Raw genomic sequence first — 19,263 nt, forward strand, 5'->3', positions numbered from 1 at the left:
AATATATACAAGCTATTAAGATTAAACAGAAAAATTAAAAGCCATAGAATTAAATTTCTAGGCTTGTATATATTACATAAACTCAATAAACGTTATTTGGCGGTAAACTTAGACCCTGTAATGGCATGCAATTTACGCTGTAAAATGTGCTATTTTACAGATAAAGATTATGTAAAAAAGCTTAAGGGTCAGTTTAAAGAAAGTGAATTAGAATTAGTAGCCAAAGCTGTCTTTAGCAGAGCTTTAAAGTTACAATTGGGTTGCGGTACAGAGCCAACACTTTACAAACACTTACCTCGATTAGTAGAACTTGGTAAACAATACCATATACCATACATTTCAATTACCACAAATGCCAATTTGTTAACCGAAGAAAAGATTGAAGAGCTTCTAAAAGCGGGCCTTAATGAATTTACAATTTCATTACATGGTGTTCATAAGGAATCCTATGAAAACTTTATGAAAAAAGGGAGTTATGAAAAGTTTCAAAATGCCTTTAAAGCTTTTGAAAAATTAAAGCAAACGTACAATTTTAAAGTTCGAATAAACTACACATTCAATAAAGATAACTTTTACGAGCTCAAGGATATTTTTAAATACTTTAGCCCTAAGAGTTTTGACATTTTTCAAATACGGCCCATACGGAAAATAGGCAATACAGAATATAATGATTTTGATATTTCATCTTTAGAAAGTGATTATCCAGATGTAATAAAAACGATTAGAGAAACCTGTAAAAAGAATAGAATTGTATTATTAGCTCCCAATACTATTTCTGAATTGTCGAATGAAAACGTATCAAGTTTTGTGCTTGATTATACCTTTTGCTATGTTTCACCACAAGACTTTTGGAAAAAAGGTTTCAATTGGCGTGAACAATCCTTTAATGATTTTAGTAAGAGCATAGGTTGGAGCCAAATATTATTCAAAAATATTTTCAAATCAAAAGCTGAACTAAAATCCATATCTACAAGGCTTAATTACGAAATAGAATTTAATTAAATCAAAGACTTTTTAAGTCACTCCAATTAATCTTATATTTACACGTTAAACAATATTAACTATACACGTAATTAGTACAATTACGGTTCATATATAAGATTTATGGCTTGTAACAGTTGTACAACTGGTAAAGACGGTCAACCAAAAGGATGCAAAAATAATGGGACTTGCGGAACAGATAGCTGTAACAAACTCACTGTTTTTGACTGGTTAGCCAATATGTCGCTTCCAAATGGACAAGAACCTTTTAAAGGCGTTGAGGTTCGTTATAAAAACGGGAGAAAACAATACTACAAAAATACAGAAAGTCTTACATTAAGCATCGGAGATATTGTTGCTACACAAGCAAAATCAGGGCACGATGTTGGTATGGTCACTTTAACAGGTGAATTGGTTCGCGTGCAAATGAAACGTAAGAAAATTGACATCGAAGATTCAGAAAATGTTTTAAAAATCTACCGAAAAGCTTCTCAAAAAGATATTGATATTTGGTCAAAATCGCGAGATAAAGAAGAGCCAATGAAGGTAAAGGCACGCCAATTTGCGATTGACCTAAATTTAAAAATGAAAATCTCTGATATAGAATACCAGGGGGACGGTAGCAAAGCAACTTTTTATTATACGGCAGAAGAGCGTGTAGACTTTAGAGAGCTCATTAAGGTTTTTGCACGTGAGTTCAGAACGCGAATCGAAATGCGACAAGTAGGCTTTAGACAAGAAGCAGCTAGGCTAGGTGGTATAGGTTCTTGTGGACGGGAATTATGTTGCTCTACATGGTTAACCGATTTTAGATCCGTAAGCACATCTGCGGCGAGATATCAGCAATTATCATTAAACCCATTAAAATTAGCAGGTCAATGTGGAAAACTAAAATGCTGCTTAAATTACGAATTAGATGCTTATTTAGATGCGCTTAAGGGTTTTCCTAAAAATGACACTAAACTCTACACAGAAAAAGGAGTAGCCGTTTGCCAAAAGACAGATATTTTCAAAGGGCTGATGTGGTATGCTTACGAAGGTGAATGGATGAACTGGCATGTGATTACTGCCGAACAAGCCAACGAAATCATCTCTAAAAATAAGAATAAAGAAAAAGTCATAAGCCTAGAAGAGTATGCTACAGAACATGTTTTAGACACTAAAACAGAATTTGAGAACGTTGTAGGTCAGGATAGTTTAACGCGTTTCGATAATCCAAAATCAAAAAGGAAACGTAAAAATAATAGGAGCAGAAACAAAAACCGCAATAGAAATCGCAATCAGAAGCAAAATGCAAAAAAGAACTAGTTGTTTACTATTACTTGTTAGTTTATTATTAGTTACAAGTTGTGATTCTAAGGCGGTATATGATGAATATAAATCGGTTTCCAATAAATGGCACAAAGACTCTATAGCAAGTTTTAATTTTAAAGCACCTGATACTCTAAACAACTATAATCTTTACGTTAATCTCAGAAACACCAATGATTATCCATTTAGTAATTTATTTCTTATTGTAGAATTAAATTACCCAAATGGAAAAGCGGTTAAGGATACATTAGAGTATAAAATGGCAGCACCCAATGGTGAGCTTTTAGGGTCAGGTTTTTCAGACATCAAAGAAAATAAACTGTGGTACAGAGGCTATAAATCGCCCTTTAGGTTTAGCGAACAAGGGGATTATGTTATTAATATTCAGCACGCCATGAGAAAAAATGGAAGTGTCAACGGAGTTGATAATTTAGAGGGTGTAACGGATATTGGTTTTAGAGTAGAACACACGCAATAAGAAGCATTATGGCTAAAAAGAAAACAAAGCAAACCAAAGCTGAAGCCTTAAACTTTTCAAAATATATAAGATGGTTTTGGATGCTTTTTACAGGAGGTATACTTGCCATTGTATTATTATTCCTCTTGGCATCCTGGGGACTTTTAGGTGAGATGCCAGATCATACCAGGCTTGAAAATCCAGAAACTAATTTAGCAACTGAAATTATTTCCTCCGATGGTAAAACACTAGGTAAATTCTATTTTAATGACAATAGAACACCTGTGGGTTATGATTACTTACCACAAAATCTCATTGATGCCTTAATTGCTACGGAAGATGTCAGATTTTATGATCATTCTGGCATTGATGCCCGAGGAACTTTAAGGGCCTTTTTACAACTAGGTAGAGGAGGTGGTGCAAGTACCATATCACAACAATTAGCAAAGCAATTATTTACTGATCAGGTTTCTAGAAATAAAATACAAAGAGGACTTCAAAAAGTAAGGGAGTGGATCATTGCTATAAGGTTAGAACGCCAGTACACTAAGGAAGAAATCATTGCCCAATATTTTAACATCTACGATTTTGGGAACAATGGGGATGGCATTCGTTCAGCTTCTAGAATTTATTTTGGAAAAGAACCGAAAGACTTGGATTTAAAGGAGTCGGCGATGTTGGTTGGGATGTTTAAAAATTCATCGCTTTATAATCCAAGACGAAATCCAGTTGGTGTAAAGAACAGGCGAAATGTGGTCTTAGCTCAAATGCACAAGTATGAGTATATCTCTGAAGAAATCAAAGATTCATTACAAGCCACTGAACTGGATTTAAATTATACTCCAGAGTCCCATCGTGAAGGCATTGCTACCTATTTTAGAGAATACCTTAGAGGGTTTATGAAAGAATGGGCTAATGACAAAAAGAACAGAAAACCAGATGGAAGTAAATATGATTTATATAGCGATGGCTTAAAAGTATTTACTACCATTGATTCGCGAATGCAAAAATATGCTGAAGACGCCATAGCATTGCATATGCCTAGGTTACAAGCAGAATTCGACCATCAAAATACACCAAAACGAAACCCTACAGCACCATTCTTAGAACTCGATAAATCTGAAATCGATAAGCTTATGAAAGATGGTATGCGAAGAGGGGAACGTTGGAGAATCTTAAAAAATCAGGGAAAATCTAACAAAGAAATTGAAGCTTCTTTCTATAAACCTGTTGAGATGACCGTTTTTAAATGGATTGATGGCAAGGCAGGCGAAGTAGATACGGTAATGAAACCTATAGATTCTATGCGTTACTACAAATCATTTTTGCATCCCAGTATGATGTCAATGGATCCCATAACAGGCCATGTTAAAGCTTGGGTAGGCGGAATGAATTATAAGCATTTTCAGTATGATATGGTAAAGCAAGGAAAACGTCAGGTAGGTTCTACATTTAAACCATTTGTTTATGCCACAGCTATAGACCAGTTGCAAGTGTCACCATGTGATTCTTTTCCAAGAACACCTATAACAATCGAGGCTAACAAGTTTGGTAATCCAGAACCTTGGACCACCAAAAATTCTGATGGTAACTATTCAGGTATTCAGACACTAAAAGATGCTTTGGCAAGTTCAACGAATACGGTTACGGCACGTTTAATGAATGAAATTGGGCCACAACCTGTTGTAGAAATGGCTAAAAAGTTAGGTGTTGAGCAAGATATTTTACCTGTACCAGCTATTGCACTTGGCACAGCAGATATAAGTGTTTATGAGATGGTAGCAGCGTATTCGACTTTTGCCAATAAAGGGGTTTATAATAAACCTGTAATGGTCACAAGAATAGAGGATAAAAACGGTACTATTCTCTATCAAGTAGCGCCAGAAAGTAAAGATGTGTTAAGTGAAGAGGTGGCTTATGTGGCAATAAATCTTATGGAGGGAGTTACTAATGCAGGTTCAGGGAGAAGGTTGCGACATAGTTGGGCAGGTAAAGTACCTGTTTATAAAGAAATTATCACAGGTTATCCATATGAATTTGATAACCCTATAGCAGGAAAAACAGGTACCACACAAAACCAAAGTGACGGTTGGTTTATGGGAATGGTGCCCAATCTGGTAACTGGCGTTTGGGTTGGTGCAGAAGATAGAGCTGCTCATTTTGGTAATTTAACCTATGGGCAAGGGGCATCTATGGCTTTACCGATTTGGGCCTTATACATGAGGGCCTGTTACGAAGATGAAACTTTAGATGTTTCTAGAGGCGAATTCGAAGAACCCGAAGAACTTACTATCAATGTGGATTGTACTGCAGTCGATGAAGGGGATCTTGGTTCGGATTCAGGTAAAAACGATGATGACGAAGTTGAAGTCGACTTTTGATTTTATGCCTTATTTTGTTCGACATATTTTGGCTGATTTTAGTATGAAATCTGCATAGTCTTTTGTATTTTTCAAAAGATAATTTTCTACCTCATGATTAATAAAAAAGTAGCAAGTGTTACTGATGCTTTGCAGGGTGTAAAGGATAATATGACCTTTATGTTTGGCGGATTTGGTTTGTCTGGCATTCCTGAAAATGCCATTGCAGAATTGGTAAAACTTAATATAAAAGGCTTAACCTGTATCTCCAACAACGCAGGTGTTGATGATTTTGGTTTGGGTTTGTTGTTACAACAAAAACAAATTAAAAAGATGATATCGTCTTATGTAGGCGAAAACGATGAGTTTGAGCGTCAAATGCTTTCAGGTGAGTTGGAGGTAGAATTGATTCCTCAAGGTACGTTAGCTGAACGTGCCAGAGCGGCACAAGCTGGCTTTCCGGCATTCTATACCCCTGCGGGTTATGGCACTGAAGTTGCAGAAGGCAAGGAAACCAGAGAATTTAACGGAAAAATGTATGTTCTGGAACAGGCATTTAAAGCTGATTTTGGATTTATTAAGGCTTGGAAAGGAGATGCTGCTGGTAATTTAATTTTTAGGGGAACTGCAAGGAATTTTAATCCTAACATGTGCGGTGCCGCTGCCATTACTGTTGCTGAGGTTGAAGAACTAGTGCCAATAGGTGAATTAAACCCTAATCAGATTCATATTCCAGGTATATTTGTACAACGCATTTTCCAAGGAGTACATTTTGAAAAACGCATAGAACAGCGAACAGTTAGACCAAAGGCTTAAGTATGTTAGATAAAAACGGAATAGCAAAACGAATAGCCAGAGAGGTAAAAGATGGTTATTATGTAAATCTTGGAATTGGTATACCTACATTGGTTGCCAATTTTGTAAGGGAAGATATTGAAGTAGAATTTCAAAGCGAAAATGGAGTTTTGGGAATGGGGCCATTTCCTTTTGAAGGTGAAGAAGATGCAGATATTATTAACGCAGGTAAGCAGACGATAACAACATTACCTGGTGCCTCTTTTTTTGATTCTGCAATGAGCTTTTCGATGATAAGAGGGCAACATGTCGATTTAACCATACTTGGTGCCATGGAAGTTGCTGAGAATGGAGATATTGCCAATTGGAAAATCCCAGGAAAGATGGTTAAAGGTATGGGAGGGGCAATGGATTTAGTAGCCAGCGCAGAAAATATTATTGTCGCTATGATGCACACGAATCGTGCTGGTGCGTCCAAACTTCTTAAGAGGTGCTATTTGCCTTTAACTGGCGTTGGATGTGTAAAAAAGATAGTCACTAATATGGCTGTTATTGAAATAACTCGAGAAGGATTTAAATTATTAGAACGAGCACCAGGTGTTTCGGTCGAAGCTATTAAAAGTGCTACGGAAGGCCATTTAATTGTTGATGGGGATATACCAGAGATGGAATTATAATAATATATTTTCTTTATATTGATTTGGCCACATTTAAGATGTGGCTTTTTTGTAAGAAAAAATAGACGAATAAGATTACAAATGTTAAAAATAAATGCTTTTTATCGATTTTTTATGTATTATAACAGGTAAATTAAAATATTATCTCATATTAGCAATCCCAAATCAAAAACTAAATTAACCCAGATTTACCATAAGCTTAATGTATTAATTTTTGCCCCAAATCTACCATAAACCTTAACTTATGAAAACCAAATCAAATTTACCAGAACCAACTTTAAACGAAAGTGTTTTCCTTTCAAACTTAAAGGAAATGGCACGTGTAGTTTCAGGTGTTCTAAAATTAACTAAGAAAATATTCATGCTATAACCTGTTGCGGTAAGCATGAATATTTTTTAATTTATTTCAAGGTAAAATTTTCTTTTAGTTTAGTATCTGAACTTCCTCCGACAAAGATTTCAAAATCCCCTGACTCTATTATAAATTCACCATTATTATTATAAAAGCCAAGCTCTGCTTTGGTTAGTTTGAAATCTATTCTTTTAGTTTCACCTTTCTTAAGGCTAACAAGTTCAAAACCTTTTAATTCTTTAACTGGCCTAACGATACTTCCAACGAGGTCCCTAATATAAAGTTGCACCACCTCTTTACCATCATAATCACCAACATTAGAAACGCTAACGGAAATATTAATTGTGCCGTTTATAGAATAACTTTGGCTTTCAATGGTGAGGTCTGAATAATCAAAATTTGTATAACTTAAACCATGACCAAAAGGGAATAATGGTGTATTCTCTTGATCTATGTAATGCGACCAAAAGACATTACCTTCTCTATTTGTTGCTCTTCCGGTATTTTTATAATTATAGTAAATGGGTATTTGTCCTACGTTTCTCGGAAATGTCATAGGTAGTTTTCCACTAGGATTATAATCTCCATATAGTACTTGTGCTATGGCATTACCTGTTTGGGTACCAAGTTGCCAACTCACCAAAATAGCAGGGATATGCTCAGCGGCCCATTCTAAAGCCAATGGCCTTCCGTTTTGTAAAACTAAAACAATATTCTTGTTTACTTTATAAACAGCTTCAAGAAGCTCTTGCTGAAGTCCTGGCAAATCCAATTGGGTTCTGCTTCTGGCTTCTCCACTTTGAAATCCATGCTCACCTAAAACCATCACTACAACATCAGCATCTTTGGCTGTGTTTATCGCTTCTGTTATTCCTGTTCTATCCGTGGTATTGATTTTTACTTCTTGAGCGAATGCCGTAATACCTTCATATAAGTTGACTCCTTTCTTATAAGTGAGTTTATTTCCTTTGTAGGCGTTCATGCCTTCTAAAATTGAGATAGCGGTATTATCATCTGAAGCAATGCGCCAGCTGCCCAAAGGACTATTCTTATCGTTTGCCAAATGTCCAATAAGAGCAATGTTTTGCCCTTCCTTTTTTAAAGGCAACAGATTGTTATCGTTCTTCAGTAGCACTACTGATTTTTTGGCCATGTCCAAAGCCGCTTCATGATGTGATGCCTGACCTATTAATTTTCTTTCGTTCTCCTTATTGCAGTATTTATAGGGGTCATCAAAAAGCCCTAGCTCAAATTTTACTCTTAAAATTCTGCCAACAGCTTCATTGATAATACGCTCATCAACAATACCTTCTTTAACTAAGTTTACGAGTTCTTTTATATAGACATAACCTTCCATATCCATATCAGAACCAGCTTTTGATGCAATTTCGGCCGCCTCTTTTTTGTTTTTGGCACGTCCCCAATAAATAATTTCATTAATGGAGGCCCAATCCGAAACGACGAAGCCTTTAAAGTTCCACTCTCCTTTAAGAATATCTCGCTGCAAGTATTTGCTTCCGCTTACAGGTTCTCCGTTGAGATCATTAAACGAATTCATAAATGTTTTCACATCATTTTCTGCAGCAGTTTTAAAAGGCGGTAAGACCATATTATACAGTTTAGAAGTACTAATATCAACCGTATTATATTCTCTTCCGGCTTCTGTAAAACCATAAGCGGCAAAGTGCTTGGCGGTGGCTGCAATGGTATTAGGTCGACTTAAATCTTCTCCTTGGAAGCCTTTAATTCTAGCCGCAGCAATTTTGCTTCCTAAATAAGGGTCTTCTCCTGCTCCTTCCATAACACGCCCCCAACGTGGGTCTCTCGATATATCGACCATAGGCGCAAAAGTCCAGTTGATACCCGCAGCTGAGGCCTCAACCGCAGCGATTCTTGCGGATTTTTCTATGGCTTCTAAATCCCAGCTTGCAGACTCTGCCAATGGTATAGGACTCAATGTTTTATAACCATGAATCACATCATAGCCAATGATAAGAGGTATACCAAGTCTTGTTTCTTCTACAGCTATTTGTTGCATCTTCCTCACATTGTCAACACCTTTAACATTAAGCATACCTCCAACCCATCCTTTTCTAAGATGGTCATATTTGGTTTTTGAATCTCCTTCTTGTGGCATAGGTCCTGTAACTTCCCAAAAACCATTATAGAGATTCATTTGTCCCACTTTTTCTTCAAGTGTCATAAGCGCTAGAAGCGAGTCGACTTTATGGTCTAATATATTACTCTTATTCAATTTTGAGTTGTCTTTTGTTGTACAGCTGAAACTCGTCACAAGTATTAAGCATAAGCAACTTAAAACTATTTTGTTTATTCTAAATATCATATTTAGATGCCTTTAGGGATTGCGTCGATTAGTTTTTTAGTGTATGCTTTTTTTGGGGATTCATAAATTTCATCTGCATCTCCTTGTTCTTCAATTTTTCCTTTATTCATTACCAACAATTGGTCAGCCATATATTTTACCACAGCTAAGTCGTGAGAGATAAATATATATGTAAATCCAAATTGGGACTTTAAGTCATTTAACAAGTTTAATACTTGCGCCTGAACCGAAATATCGAGAGCGGAGACAGACTCATCACAAACAATGAGTTGAGGCTCGAGTGCAATGGTTCTGGCTATGCCTATGCGCTGGCGTTGGCCACCAGAAAATTCGTGCGGATATTTATTAAAGGCGTCCTTATCCAAACCTACTTTTTGTAATAGGTTTAAAACTTTTTCTTTTCGTTCCATGCTAGAATTTCCGATATTATGAACTTTCATAGGTTCTAGGATTGCATTACCAACAGTTAACCTAGGGTTTAGCGATGCAAATGGATCTTGAAATACAATTTGAGTGTCTTTACGCAGCCGGCGTAATTCATTTTTATTTAAAGTGGTAATATCTTTGCCTTTGAATTTTATAATTCCAGAAGTTGCCTTGTCTAATTGTAGTATGGCATTTCCTAAAGTAGATTTTCCACATCCAGATTCACCAACCAATCCGATAGTTTCTCCAGGAAATATTTTAAAACTCACCCCATTTACTACTTTAAAAGGAATACTTTTAGAGAAAATTCCTGTTTTTTTCAGATATGTTTTTTCTATATCAATAACTTCAAGAAGAGGCTCTTGCGCATATAGTTTTTTATGGTATTTCGCACGATCTTCCTTAGAGATAATTGACCGATCAACGGTATCTTCCATAAAATCTTTTATGGTAGGGAGCTTTTTTAGTCTAATATCTGTAGAAGGCCTTGCGCCGATTAATGCTTTTGTGTAATTGTGTTGAGGGTTGTTAAAAATTGTAGAAGTCTTGCCTTGCTCAACAATTTTCCCTTTGTACATAACCAAAACCCTATCGGCGAATTCTGAGACTAAAGATAAATCGTGAGAAATAAATAGGATGCTCATTTTTGTTGCCTTTTGAATCTCTTTAAGCAACTCTAATATGTCTTTTTGTACGGTTACATCTAATGCTGTGGTAGGTTCGTCGGCAATGAGAAGTTTTGGTTGGCATGCAATGGCCATAGCAATCATAACACGTTGCTTTTGTCCACCAGAAATTTCATGGGGATAAGATGAAAATATTCTTTGTGGATTAGGGAGCTTTACTTTTTCAAAAAGTGAAAGCACTTCAATCTTAATTTCAGATTTTGATAATGGGGAATGTTGCTTTAAGATTTCTTCAACTTGTTGTCCACATCGCATAGATGGATTTAAAGAACTCATGGGTTCTTGAAAAATCATAGCGATTTCATTTCCTCGAATATTTTTGAAATCTTTATTTGAAAATAACACCAAGTCATTGTCATTAAATAAAATAGACCCGGAGGTAATTTTAGAAATACGTTTTGGTAACAAACCCATTAAAGCCAAAGAAGAAATAGATTTACCAGAACCCGATTCACCTACAATGGCTACAATTTCATCTTTATTTAGCGCATATGAAATATGCTTAATAATTTGACGCTCTGACTTATCACTAAAAAATGAAATGGAAAGATCATTTACAGCAAGTAGCTTTTTATTTTGCATTAATACGATTAATTACTAGGTTAAGTGAAGTTACAAAAAAACAAGGCACACCTGGTAGCTACTACACATGTTTAATTTCACTATCATGAAGTAGATTGTCACCCCTTAAACGCAACAATACCTGTGCCACGGCAATAGTATCTTTTTCACAATAATTAATAATACGATCCATGTCATTGTCTTCATAATATACACGATAGACTTCACTCCCATCGATATCATCTTTTGGGGAAGGGATACCGAGAACGTTGGTCAACAGTTTTAGAGAGGTATAAGTTTTGTAATCACCGAACTTCCATAGTTCTAGGGTATCTAGGTGTGGTACTTCCCATGGTTTTTTGCCAAAGAGATTTAGCTTATAAGGCAGTGCAATGTTATGAATAATCATTCGTCTTGCTATGTAAGGAAAATCGAATTCTTTTCCGTTGTGGGCACAAAGCAGATGTTTATTTTGGCTAAAATGAGATATCACCAAATTTTTGAAGTCTTTTAGAATCTTGATTTCATCACCATGAAACGAAGTGACTCTATAGGTTCTTATGTCTCCTTCGATATTAAAATAACCAACAGAAATACAAATGATTTTACCAAACTCAGCCCAAATGCCAGCTCTATCATAGAATTCCTCGGCAGAAAAATCCTCTTTACGTTGATACTTGGATTTGGCTTCCCAAAGCTCTTGTTTAGTTGCATCTAAATCAGAGAATTTTTTGGTCTCTGGGACGGTTTCAATATCAAGGAATAATATGTTTTCGAGGTTTAGCTTAGAGATCATTAATCTTTGATATTTTTTGTCTTCTGTATGTCTGTATTAATGATATCAATGGCTTTTTCCATAAGTTCATCGCGACCATTTTTAACACCTTCTATGGTTGGTTTTACTTCAATGTCAGGGACAATCCCAACACGTTGGGTTTCGGTACCATCTGGATAGTATACACCTATACCAGAAATCATGGTACGTAAGCCTCCTGGTAAAAAAATTGTAGAGACATTACCATCTGCACCAGCAGTTGTGCTTCCAACCACAGTTACATTATCTCCAGCCCTAAAGGCCATGGTTGTGTATTCTGCCTGACTTTGTGAAATTTCATTGACTAAAACAATCACTTTCCCTTTATAGGTCTTTCCTTTAGAGGGTACAGAAAGGGTTTTGCCAAAAGTAAATTCGCCAGGATAGTCCACACTTCCGTTAGTAAATTTTACAAATTCAGAACTCTTAGAGGTTAGAAATGTACCCAAATTAAACGGCATAAAAGCTGAAGGATAGTTTCTAATATCTATAATAATGCCTTTGGTATCCTTAAATACTTTTCTTATTTCATCAACATCCTCTTGCTTAATGTTTTTTAGTGTAATGTAACCGATATTATTGTCTAGCATTTTATAGCTTTTACCCTCACTTTCTCTTTTATACCATCTGTAATAACCTTCAATATCTTTTGGATTGTATAAATTTAAAGTTATGTGTTTAGGTTTACCATTACTTATAATTTTTAAATCAGATGTGTTTTGGGTAGATCTTAAAATATCGAAACTTATATCTCTAAGACGTGTTGGTTGATTTGAAGCTGGATAAAAATCGTATATGTCTTTTACAATGTCATCCACGGACTTGTCATTAATATGTGTAATAATGTCACCAACGTTAAGGCCACTATTTTTACTTTTTTCATCTTCAAATAAAGCATCAACAATTAATTGATCTTCAACAAATTTTACGTGTACTGGTGATCGAAATTCGCCTCTTTGTTCTTGGATTTTATTATTTCCACCCCAAAGATTTGCATGCGTATCTTTAATATCTCCAATCATCTTAAGCGCAGCTAACTCATATTCTAATTCGTTTTTAGCGTTTAAAAATTCAGGAATGTATTCACTTAAACAAGAATTCCAATCTTTATCCATTAGGTGTTTGTATGGAAAGAAATAATTAATCATGTTCCAATAGCGATACACAGATAATAATCTAAAGCCATCATCTGGATATGGCATGTCTGCATACTGTTCTTCGCTTACAAAATCTGGATTGCCCACATAAGGACTCATTTCGATATAATAATGCGTTCCTTGATGTCTGTTTTTTTGAATGTATTGTAATTTTTCTTGTAATTCCCTAGAGATAGATTTGTCAGCCATCCAAGAAAAATCGGGTTTTAAAAAGGCGTCTTCAGCTATATCTTTACAAGATTTGCATGGCTTTATATCTCCATATTTGTTAATCCAAGCTAGTAAAACTGAGTTTCGCTCAGAGTTTGATTTTGAGTTGAGGTATGCAGGAAGCATTCTAAAAAGTTCATAATCCCAATTGTAATTGCCTTTGCCAATTTCGGGATGATAATATTTCAAGAATCCCCAAATTTGTCCTAATAGTGTTAGATCCTTGATCTTAGAGTCATTTAAATCTGTGATAGAAATATCTGAACCTGCATCAAATTCTTTATCTTTTTGCGCTTTAGAAAGTTCGCGTTCTGGGGCTTCACTAAGTGGTTTTCCATCTACAGTAATGGTAAAATTATCAACCCAAATTTTACCAGAACCTACTAGTAATCCACCAAAAACTATGGTTTTTGCTTTATTGTTATAATCAAGTTCTATCTCGTATTTTTTCCAATCATTGGTGCCATCAATTTTTTTAGATTGCATATTATCAAAACCAACATTAGGGTCTATTCTAAGCCAAAGACCAGCCCAGCCATTTACATTTTCAACCTTTAAGTAGCCAGAAAGTTTAATTTTTTTACCTCCAAAATCTGCAGGAATCGAATACGACAAGGCTTTAAACCCATTACCATTATTGGTACTCTTTATAGAGCCGGAGATTGATCCGTTTTTGGCAATAATTTTATCAAAGTCAATTTTATGATTACCATCACCAAAGAAAGTCCAGTCTTTAGATTTGTCTCCATCTAATATTTCAAAATCGAAATTATGATTGCTTTGTGCAGTTATAAAAAAAGAAACAAAAACAAAAAGGAGGCAGAGTTGATTTTTTTTCATAATTGATAGTTTAATTTCAACCTAAAAAACTAAGAATATTCTTATAAGTTATTTAAAATTTGTTAAATAACATAATCTTAAGATTTAGAAATCATAAGCCCAACATTTCATATGCTTCATCAATATAAATGTAATAATCTATAGGGAACGAATCTATCATTTCTGCACTACGGTGATGACCCAATCTTACAATGATAACATCATCCTCTGGAATGGTAATTACATACTGTCCTAAAATACCACGCATTAAAAAAATATGCTTGTCCATATAATCGCTAATCCAAAAGCCATAACCGTAGGGCTGACCTTCAAATCTATTTGTGGTGGCCTTAGCTACAAAACTCGAATCAAGGATTTGCCTTCCATTCCATTTACCATGATTTTTATAAAGCTTACCAAACCTTGCAAAATCTCTCGCATTACTAGAAATACAACAGAACGCTTTCGCCAGTTGATTCTCATCATCATCTAATTGCCATAAGGCATCACTTTTTGCACCGAGTGGTTGCCAAAAACTTTCCGAAAGGTAATCTGATAGTTTCGTCTGGGCGGCTTTTTCAATGACCATTCCCAATAATTGGGTACTTCCACTTAAATATTCAAACTCTTTGCCTGGTGTTTTAATGACTTTTTGATTTAAAATTGTTTCTGCTAGATCATCATCGTAATTTGCCCTAGCTGTAATGGAAAAGGGACTTGTATAATGTTCCATCCAATCCAATCCAGATGACATAGAGGATAGGTCTCCAACAGTGGTTTTAGTGTCTTTAAATTCGGGATAAAAATCACCCACTGGCTGGTCTAGACTTTTTATATAGCCATCCATAATCGCTTTACCCAATAGAGAACTCGTAATACTCTTAGCCATAGAGAACGAGTTGGTTTTAGAGTCTACACTATAGCCATCAGCATACCATTCATAAAAAATACTATCGTTCTTAATAATCATATAGGCTACAGTACCAAATTCATCATTGGTTTCGGTTAGTCTAGTAGTAGGATTAATGGTGTTGTAGTTTTTATGCTTAGCCCAAACATCGGTATGGTTTCCTTTTTTTATCGTATCATTTTCAAAATATGGATAGTCGTCAATAAATGCAGTAACATGACCCGTAAAATAAACCACGCGAACACCCTTTAAAATATAATCATAGTCAAAAATATAGGCGGCTATGATCAATACACCAACAATTCCTATAATCCATTTGAGTAACTTTTTTATAATTTTCATTGAGTGAAGAATTAATTATGTCTTACGTTTCTTGAGCTTTTCTTTGTAATAGCCCTTATCTGCGATATAAAGTGTCTTATTAAAAGTAGCAATAATTTGTTGTTTATCATCTACAAGGCTCATGGTCTTTACAATTTCTGTTTCATGATGTTCAGCTACTTTTTGTTTTATGGCAGCTATTTCTTCTTTTGTGAATTTAAATTCACCATAAATAGTGGTTTTGGCAGGTTTTCGATACCGTGCATCAACCGACTTGTCCCAAACCACATAGTCATTTCCTAGGATTTGGATAAGTTGAACCATATAGATAGGGTCGGTGGCGCTTAGCATGCTTCCACCAAAAATAGAACCTACATAGTTGCGGTTTTTCCAGCTGAGTTTTAGGCGAATCTTTACATAATGTAAATCATCACTCACTTTGATGAGCTTTGCCGTGGTGCGGCTATACATGGGAGACCAGTTAAAGCCGTATCTATAAATGGTAGCGGGTTTAAAAAAACGAGCAAGGAATTTTGTGGCAGTCTGGTACATTAAAACAAAGTTTGCTGTTTATATTCTGCTTCGTGATTAAGCAGCCATTGTTTTCTGTGTAACCCGCCTGCATATCCTGTTAAACTACCATCAGAACCAATAACACGATGGCATGGTATAATAATCCAAAGCGGATTTTTGCCGTTAGCATTTGCTACAGCACGAATGGCTTTAACATCACCCAATTGTTTTGATAGTTGCAGATAGGTTGTGGTTTTCCCGAAAGGGATATCTAACAAGGCGTTCCAAACTTTTTTTTGAAATGTGGTACCTTCGGGATTTAAATTGAGGTCAAAGGATTTAAGTTGATTATTAAAGTAAGCTTTAAGCTGTGTGGCACAATCAAGAAGCGATTCAGGAATAAGCTCAGATAATTCTTCTTTAGTGTCTAATATTGAAACGGATGTAATGCCATTGTCATCACCAACAATTTTAGCATGCCCAAGCGGTGTTTCGATATAGCAGGTCTCCATTAATTTTCGGGATTATCATTTTCTATCAACCCAAGGCGTTTGGCCCTGGCTTCCCAACTTTTTCTAGCTAGCAACTGCAAATCGGACACATTATCACTTTCGTCCATAATTTCTAATCCGAGTAGTGTTTCAATAACATCTTCCATAGTTACTAGACCACTAACAGAGCCATATTCATCTACCACTAAAGCCATATGGTTTCTACTTTCCACTAATTTTTCAAAAAGTGTTGGTATTGGCAGGCTTCTATTGACAATGATAATATCTCGTTTAATATCAGAGAGTATTTTTTCACCATTGCCCAATGCCATTTCCTTGAAAGCATCATCTTTTAAGACCAACCCTGTAATATTATCGTTTTCATCGGTATAAATTGGAATGCGAGAAAACCTTATATTCTGATTGGCATCAAAAAAATCCTTAATGGTCATGCTTTCGTTTTCAGTTTTCATAACTGTTCTTGGTGTCATAACATCTTTAGCTTGTACTTCCTTGAATCCTAGTAAATTTTTAATCACTTTACTTTCACTTTCTTCAAAAACACCTTCTTCTTGGGCAATATCTGCCATAGCTACAAAACCTTCTCTGCTTAAAACACTGCCATGGCCTTTTCCTCCGATTAATTTAGTTGTTAATTGGAGAAGCCATAAAATACCGGTCCACTTTAATGGGAAAATAAGCACATTTAGGGCTTTAGCCGTAAAATTTGCCAATTGTTTCCAGAAGGTAGCACCAATCGTTTTCGGGATAATTTCAGAGGCTACTAAAATCAATATCGTCATTACTGTTGACACAACACCAACCATAAGGTCTTCAGTAAATTTAATCCCAAAAACACTAATGGTTTCCGAGCCGTATGATTCCGCGTAGGCCACTTTGGCTTGTACACCAACCAATATGGCACCGACTGTATGTGCAATAGTATTGAGTGTGAGAATGGCAATTAATGGTCGGTCAACATCTTTTTTTAAGTCTTCCAAATCATTGGCATACGCTTTACCCTCTTTCTTTTTAACGTTAATAAATGTGGGTGTGATACTCAACAAAACAGCCTCTAAAATAGAGCATAAAAATGAAAAGAAAATGGAAATTATAGCGTAGAAAATGAGTAAGCCCATAGCTATCTTGTATAATTGGAATTTGTAGTTTCCCTATTGCCATCGCCATAATCAAAAACGCGCTCTATCGTTAGCTCCGATTCAGTGAGTATTGTTACTTTTTGGCTAATTAATTCAACCGGAAAAGTGTCAACAGATAGATTTCCTTCTCCTTCCTCTATTAAAGTTTCTGTTTGCTGATTGAAACTTATGTTATTTCCACTAACATTAAATTGTCCAGTATATTGATAGGTATCATTTAAATTTTCTTCACAGGAATTTCCAGATCCAATTCTTATATAGCTGCCATTATTATTGAACGTAATATTGTTTTGTGATGGGCACGTATTTGTACTAAACCATTGACCGTAAAGCAAAGACAAATCAATAGAAGGGCCGTCATCTGATGAACACGAAAAGATTAAAAGCGTAAGGCAGATAATTTTGAAAAATCTCATGTTGAAATATTAAATAAAGATTGCTGTAACTAATATAGTTAAATACGAAGTTACGAAATTACAAACTATAGATTCTAAATTCTATAAAAAACCCTTAACCTAATTAAGGTTAAGGGCATAGAAAATTAAAACAAGTCTTGTTTTATACCTGACTCTATATTTTTTTAGCGTTTTACTTTCTTTTCATCCTTGCTCTTATGATTTGAAATGTAGGCCTTTAACTCATTACCCAAGGCTTTAATTTTGTCAATGTAGGCTTGTGACACAGCTTCTGTATCTAAATATATTCTTAAGTGCTTTTTTGTTAGTTTACACTCAAAAATATCATCATCACCTTTATTAATCCATAAGTATGTATTGCCGTTTATTTTAAGGTTGCTTTTACCTAATTGGTCTAATAAAATGGCTTTTGCACCTTCGTATTTTGACTGGTGATAACGCGCTCTGAACTTATACTTATCATCAGAAACTGATATTGATACTGAAATGTTGTGCTTTTCATTGTTATCATTTTCAACTGTAACTGAATAGGATTTACTCGAGGTAGTTTTAGGCGTTGCTGGTGGTTCGGGTGTTTCAGGTGTGGATTGTGCACTTAAACTTAGAGTAGAGCATAAAGCAATGATTAGTACTAAACAGAATGTTCTTTTTATGGTATTGATTCTAATACTGTCTTGTCCGTTTTTTGATTTTTTAAATTTCATGATATGTGTTTTTATGATTGAACAAGACAAATGTAGCTGACAAATCTGGGGCAAAAAAGAAAATGCTAGGCGTTAACCTAGCATTAACCAAGGAATAAAATTCTATTAACTTACCTTAAATTCTAAACCAATATTTCTAATGCTTTCAATAGAAATAGAAGGGTCTAGCTTAAAGTATTTGCGGAGTCTGCTTATAAATACATCCATACTTCGACCAGAGAAAAAATCATCACTTTCCCAAACTGCGTTTAGGATGTCTTCCCGTTTTAACAACTGATTTTTATGTTGGTATAAGAAACGAATAAGTTCTGCTTCTTTTTGAGTCAATTGTTTTTTGTAGTCTCCACAAACGAGTTCGCATCTTAGCATATTGAAGGTGTATAATCCTATTGTAATGGTCTCTTCCAGTTGAGTTTTATTGCTAGATGTTTTTTCTGTCCTTCTTAAAATGTTATTTAATCGAAGTACCAACTCGTCAGCTTCAAAAGGTTTTACTATGTAATCGTCCGCACCAAGCTTTAAGCCCTTAATTTTATCCTCTTTCATTTTTCTGGCGGTTAAAAAAATAAATGGAGTTTCTGGCGCAATGTCAATGACTTTTTCTGCCAATGTAAAGCCATCCATCTTTGGCATCATTACATCAAAAACGCAGATGTTAAAACTTCCTTTTTTAAAAAGTTCTAAGGCTTCTTTTCCATCTTTAGCCCAACTAATGATAAAGCCCGACATTTCTAGATATTGTTTTAGGATATTTCCAAAATCCAAATCATCCTCTGCTAGTAAAATGTATTTCATCTT

Annotated in this window: 18 protein-coding genes; 7 read left to right on the forward strand and 11 right to left on the reverse strand. The window is 35.2% G+C overall.

The annotated features are described in order from the left end of the window. Positions 1-63 precede the first annotated feature (63 nt). The 7 genes from Q0992_RS10250 (at position 64) to Q0992_RS10280 (ending at position 6,951) form a co-directional block, all read left to right on the forward strand. Positions 64-1,002, forward strand: a complete 939-nt coding sequence (locus tag Q0992_RS10250; RefSeq protein WP_299523444.1) for a radical SAM protein — start codon at positions 64-66, stop codon at positions 1,000-1,002. Positions 1,003-1,104: 102 nt separating this feature from the next. Then, entirely contained in the window at positions 1,105-2,289 is a 1,185-nt protein-coding gene (locus Q0992_RS10255; RefSeq protein ID WP_299523447.1) for a regulatory iron-sulfur-containing complex subunit RicT, read from the forward strand. Next, positions 2,273-2,770, forward strand: a complete 498-nt coding sequence (locus tag Q0992_RS10260; protein ID WP_299523450.1) for a gliding motility lipoprotein GldH — start codon at positions 2,273-2,275, stop codon at positions 2,768-2,770. Before Q0992_RS10255 ends, Q0992_RS10260 begins: the two co-directional genes overlap by 17 nt. An 8-nt stretch (positions 2,771-2,778) precedes the next feature. After that, positions 2,779-5,130 (forward strand): transglycosylase domain-containing protein, encoded by a 2,352-nt coding sequence (locus Q0992_RS10265; RefSeq protein ID WP_299523453.1) that lies wholly within the window; start codon positions 2,779-2,781, stop codon positions 5,128-5,130. Between the two features lie 93 nt (positions 5,131-5,223). After that, on the forward strand, positions 5,224-5,925 hold the full coding sequence (locus Q0992_RS10270) for a CoA transferase subunit A (protein ID WP_299523456.1): 702 nt from the start codon (positions 5,224-5,226) through the stop codon (positions 5,923-5,925). 2 nt (positions 5,926-5,927) lie between these two features. Beyond that, entirely contained in the window at positions 5,928-6,581 is a 654-nt protein-coding gene (locus tag Q0992_RS10275; RefSeq protein WP_299523459.1) for a 3-oxoacid CoA-transferase subunit B, read from the forward strand. Between the two features lie 244 nt (positions 6,582-6,825). Further along, positions 6,826-6,951 (forward strand): hypothetical protein, encoded by a 126-nt coding sequence (locus Q0992_RS10280; RefSeq protein WP_299523462.1) that lies wholly within the window; start codon positions 6,826-6,828, stop codon positions 6,949-6,951. Between the two features lie 31 nt (positions 6,952-6,982). Here the strand turns inward: Q0992_RS10280 and bglX are convergent, their stop codons facing one another. From bglX to Q0992_RS10335, 11 genes are all read right to left on the reverse strand, one after another. Further along, complete coding sequence (gene bglX, locus Q0992_RS10285) at positions 6,983-9,277, reverse strand: beta-glucosidase BglX (RefSeq protein ID WP_299523465.1); 2,295 nt, start codon at positions 9,275-9,277, stop codon at positions 6,983-6,985. Between the two features lie 2 nt (positions 9,278-9,279). After that, positions 9,280-10,971, reverse strand: a complete 1,692-nt coding sequence (locus Q0992_RS10290; RefSeq protein ID WP_299523468.1) for an ABC transporter ATP-binding protein — start codon at positions 10,969-10,971, stop codon at positions 9,280-9,282. Positions 10,972-11,032: 61 nt separating this feature from the next. Further along, positions 11,033-11,746 carry a 3'-5' exonuclease gene (locus tag Q0992_RS10295; protein WP_299523471.1) on the reverse strand — a complete coding sequence of 238 codons (714 nt, stop codon included), beginning with the start codon at positions 11,744-11,746 and terminating at the stop codon, positions 11,033-11,035. Then, positions 11,746-13,971: a S41 family peptidase gene (locus Q0992_RS10300; RefSeq protein WP_299523474.1), complete on the reverse strand. Its 2,226-nt coding sequence runs from the start codon at positions 13,969-13,971 to the stop codon at positions 11,746-11,748. Before Q0992_RS10300 ends, Q0992_RS10295 begins: the two co-directional genes overlap by 1 nt. 91 nt (positions 13,972-14,062) lie before the next feature. Next, complete coding sequence (locus Q0992_RS10305; RefSeq protein ID WP_299523477.1) at positions 14,063-15,202, reverse strand: serine hydrolase; 1,140 nt, start codon at positions 15,200-15,202, stop codon at positions 14,063-14,065. Between the two features lie 15 nt (positions 15,203-15,217). Next, positions 15,218-15,733 (reverse strand): DUF4442 domain-containing protein, encoded by a 516-nt coding sequence (locus Q0992_RS10310; RefSeq protein WP_299523480.1) that lies wholly within the window; start codon positions 15,731-15,733, stop codon positions 15,218-15,220. After that, complete coding sequence (locus tag Q0992_RS10315) at positions 15,733-16,206, reverse strand: methylated-DNA--[protein]-cysteine S-methyltransferase (protein ID WP_299523482.1); 474 nt, start codon at positions 16,204-16,206, stop codon at positions 15,733-15,735. Before Q0992_RS10315 ends, Q0992_RS10310 begins: the two co-directional genes overlap by 1 nt. Continuing rightward, positions 16,206-17,324: a CNNM domain-containing protein gene (locus Q0992_RS10320; RefSeq protein ID WP_299523485.1), complete on the reverse strand. Its 1,119-nt coding sequence runs from the start codon at positions 17,322-17,324 to the stop codon at positions 16,206-16,208. The genes Q0992_RS10315 and Q0992_RS10320 overlap by 1 nt, the downstream gene beginning before the upstream one ends. A 2-nt stretch (positions 17,325-17,326) precedes the next feature. Further along, positions 17,327-17,761, reverse strand: coding sequence for a hypothetical protein (locus tag Q0992_RS10325; RefSeq protein ID WP_299523488.1), 435 nt, complete (start codon positions 17,759-17,761; stop codon positions 17,327-17,329). A 164-nt stretch (positions 17,762-17,925) separates the two neighbouring features. Then, positions 17,926-18,465 carry a hypothetical protein gene (locus Q0992_RS10330; RefSeq protein ID WP_299523491.1) on the reverse strand — a complete coding sequence of 180 codons (540 nt, stop codon included), beginning with the start codon at positions 18,463-18,465 and terminating at the stop codon, positions 17,926-17,928. A 105-nt stretch (positions 18,466-18,570) separates the two neighbouring features. Further along, entirely contained in the window at positions 18,571-19,260 is a 690-nt protein-coding gene (locus Q0992_RS10335; protein ID WP_299523494.1) for a response regulator transcription factor, read from the reverse strand. Positions 19,261-19,263 lie beyond the last annotated feature (3 nt).

The organism is Winogradskyella sp. (assembly GCF_028289625.1).
Classification (GTDB): domain Bacteria; phylum Bacteroidota; class Bacteroidia; order Flavobacteriales; family Flavobacteriaceae; genus Winogradskyella.

Excerpts from the sequence above, each read along its gene's own strand:
- Q0992_RS10255 (WP_299523447.1), top strand. The coding sequence starts at position 1,105 with ATGGCTTGTAACAGTTGTACAACTGGTAAAGACGGTCAACCAAAAGGA.
- Q0992_RS10260 (WP_299523450.1), top strand. The coding sequence starts at position 2,273 with ATGCAAAAAAGAACTAGTTGTTTACTATTACTTGTTAGTTTATTATTA.
- Q0992_RS10265 (WP_299523453.1), top strand. The coding sequence starts at position 2,779 with ATGGCTAAAAAGAAAACAAAGCAAACCAAAGCTGAAGCCTTAAACTTT.
- Q0992_RS10270 (WP_299523456.1), top strand. The coding sequence starts at position 5,224 with ATGATTAATAAAAAAGTAGCAAGTGTTACTGATGCTTTGCAGGGTGTA.
- Q0992_RS10275 (WP_299523459.1), top strand. The coding sequence starts at position 5,928 with ATGTTAGATAAAAACGGAATAGCAAAACGAATAGCCAGAGAGGTAAAA.
- Q0992_RS10280 (WP_299523462.1), top strand. The coding sequence starts at position 6,826 with ATGAAAACCAAATCAAATTTACCAGAACCAACTTTAAACGAAAGTGTT.
- bglX (WP_299523465.1), bottom strand. The coding sequence starts at position 9,277 with ATGATATTTAGAATAAACAAAATAGTTTTAAGTTGCTTATGCTTAATA.
- Q0992_RS10290 (WP_299523468.1), bottom strand. The coding sequence starts at position 10,971 with ATGCAAAATAAAAAGCTACTTGCTGTAAATGATCTTTCCATTTCATTT.
- Q0992_RS10295 (WP_299523471.1), bottom strand. The coding sequence starts at position 11,746 with ATGATCTCTAAGCTAAACCTCGAAAACATATTATTCCTTGATATTGAA.
- Q0992_RS10300 (WP_299523474.1), bottom strand. The coding sequence starts at position 13,971 with ATGAAAAAAAATCAACTCTGCCTCCTTTTTGTTTTTGTTTCTTTTTTT.
- Q0992_RS10305 (WP_299523477.1), bottom strand. The coding sequence starts at position 15,202 with ATGAAAATTATAAAAAAGTTACTCAAATGGATTATAGGAATTGTTGGT.
- Q0992_RS10310 (WP_299523480.1), bottom strand. The coding sequence starts at position 15,733 with ATGTACCAGACTGCCACAAAATTCCTTGCTCGTTTTTTTAAACCCGCT.
- Q0992_RS10315 (WP_299523482.1), bottom strand. The coding sequence starts at position 16,206 with ATGGAGACCTGCTATATCGAAACACCGCTTGGGCATGCTAAAATTGTT.
- Q0992_RS10320 (WP_299523485.1), bottom strand. The coding sequence starts at position 17,324 with ATGGGCTTACTCATTTTCTACGCTATAATTTCCATTTTCTTTTCATTT.
- Q0992_RS10325 (WP_299523488.1), bottom strand. The coding sequence starts at position 17,761 with ATGAGATTTTTCAAAATTATCTGCCTTACGCTTTTAATCTTTTCGTGT.
- Q0992_RS10330 (WP_299523491.1), bottom strand. The coding sequence starts at position 18,465 with ATGAAATTTAAAAAATCAAAAAACGGACAAGACAGTATTAGAATCAAT.
- Q0992_RS10335 (WP_299523494.1), bottom strand. The coding sequence starts at position 19,260 with ATGAAATACATTTTACTAGCAGAGGATGATTTGGATTTTGGAAATATC.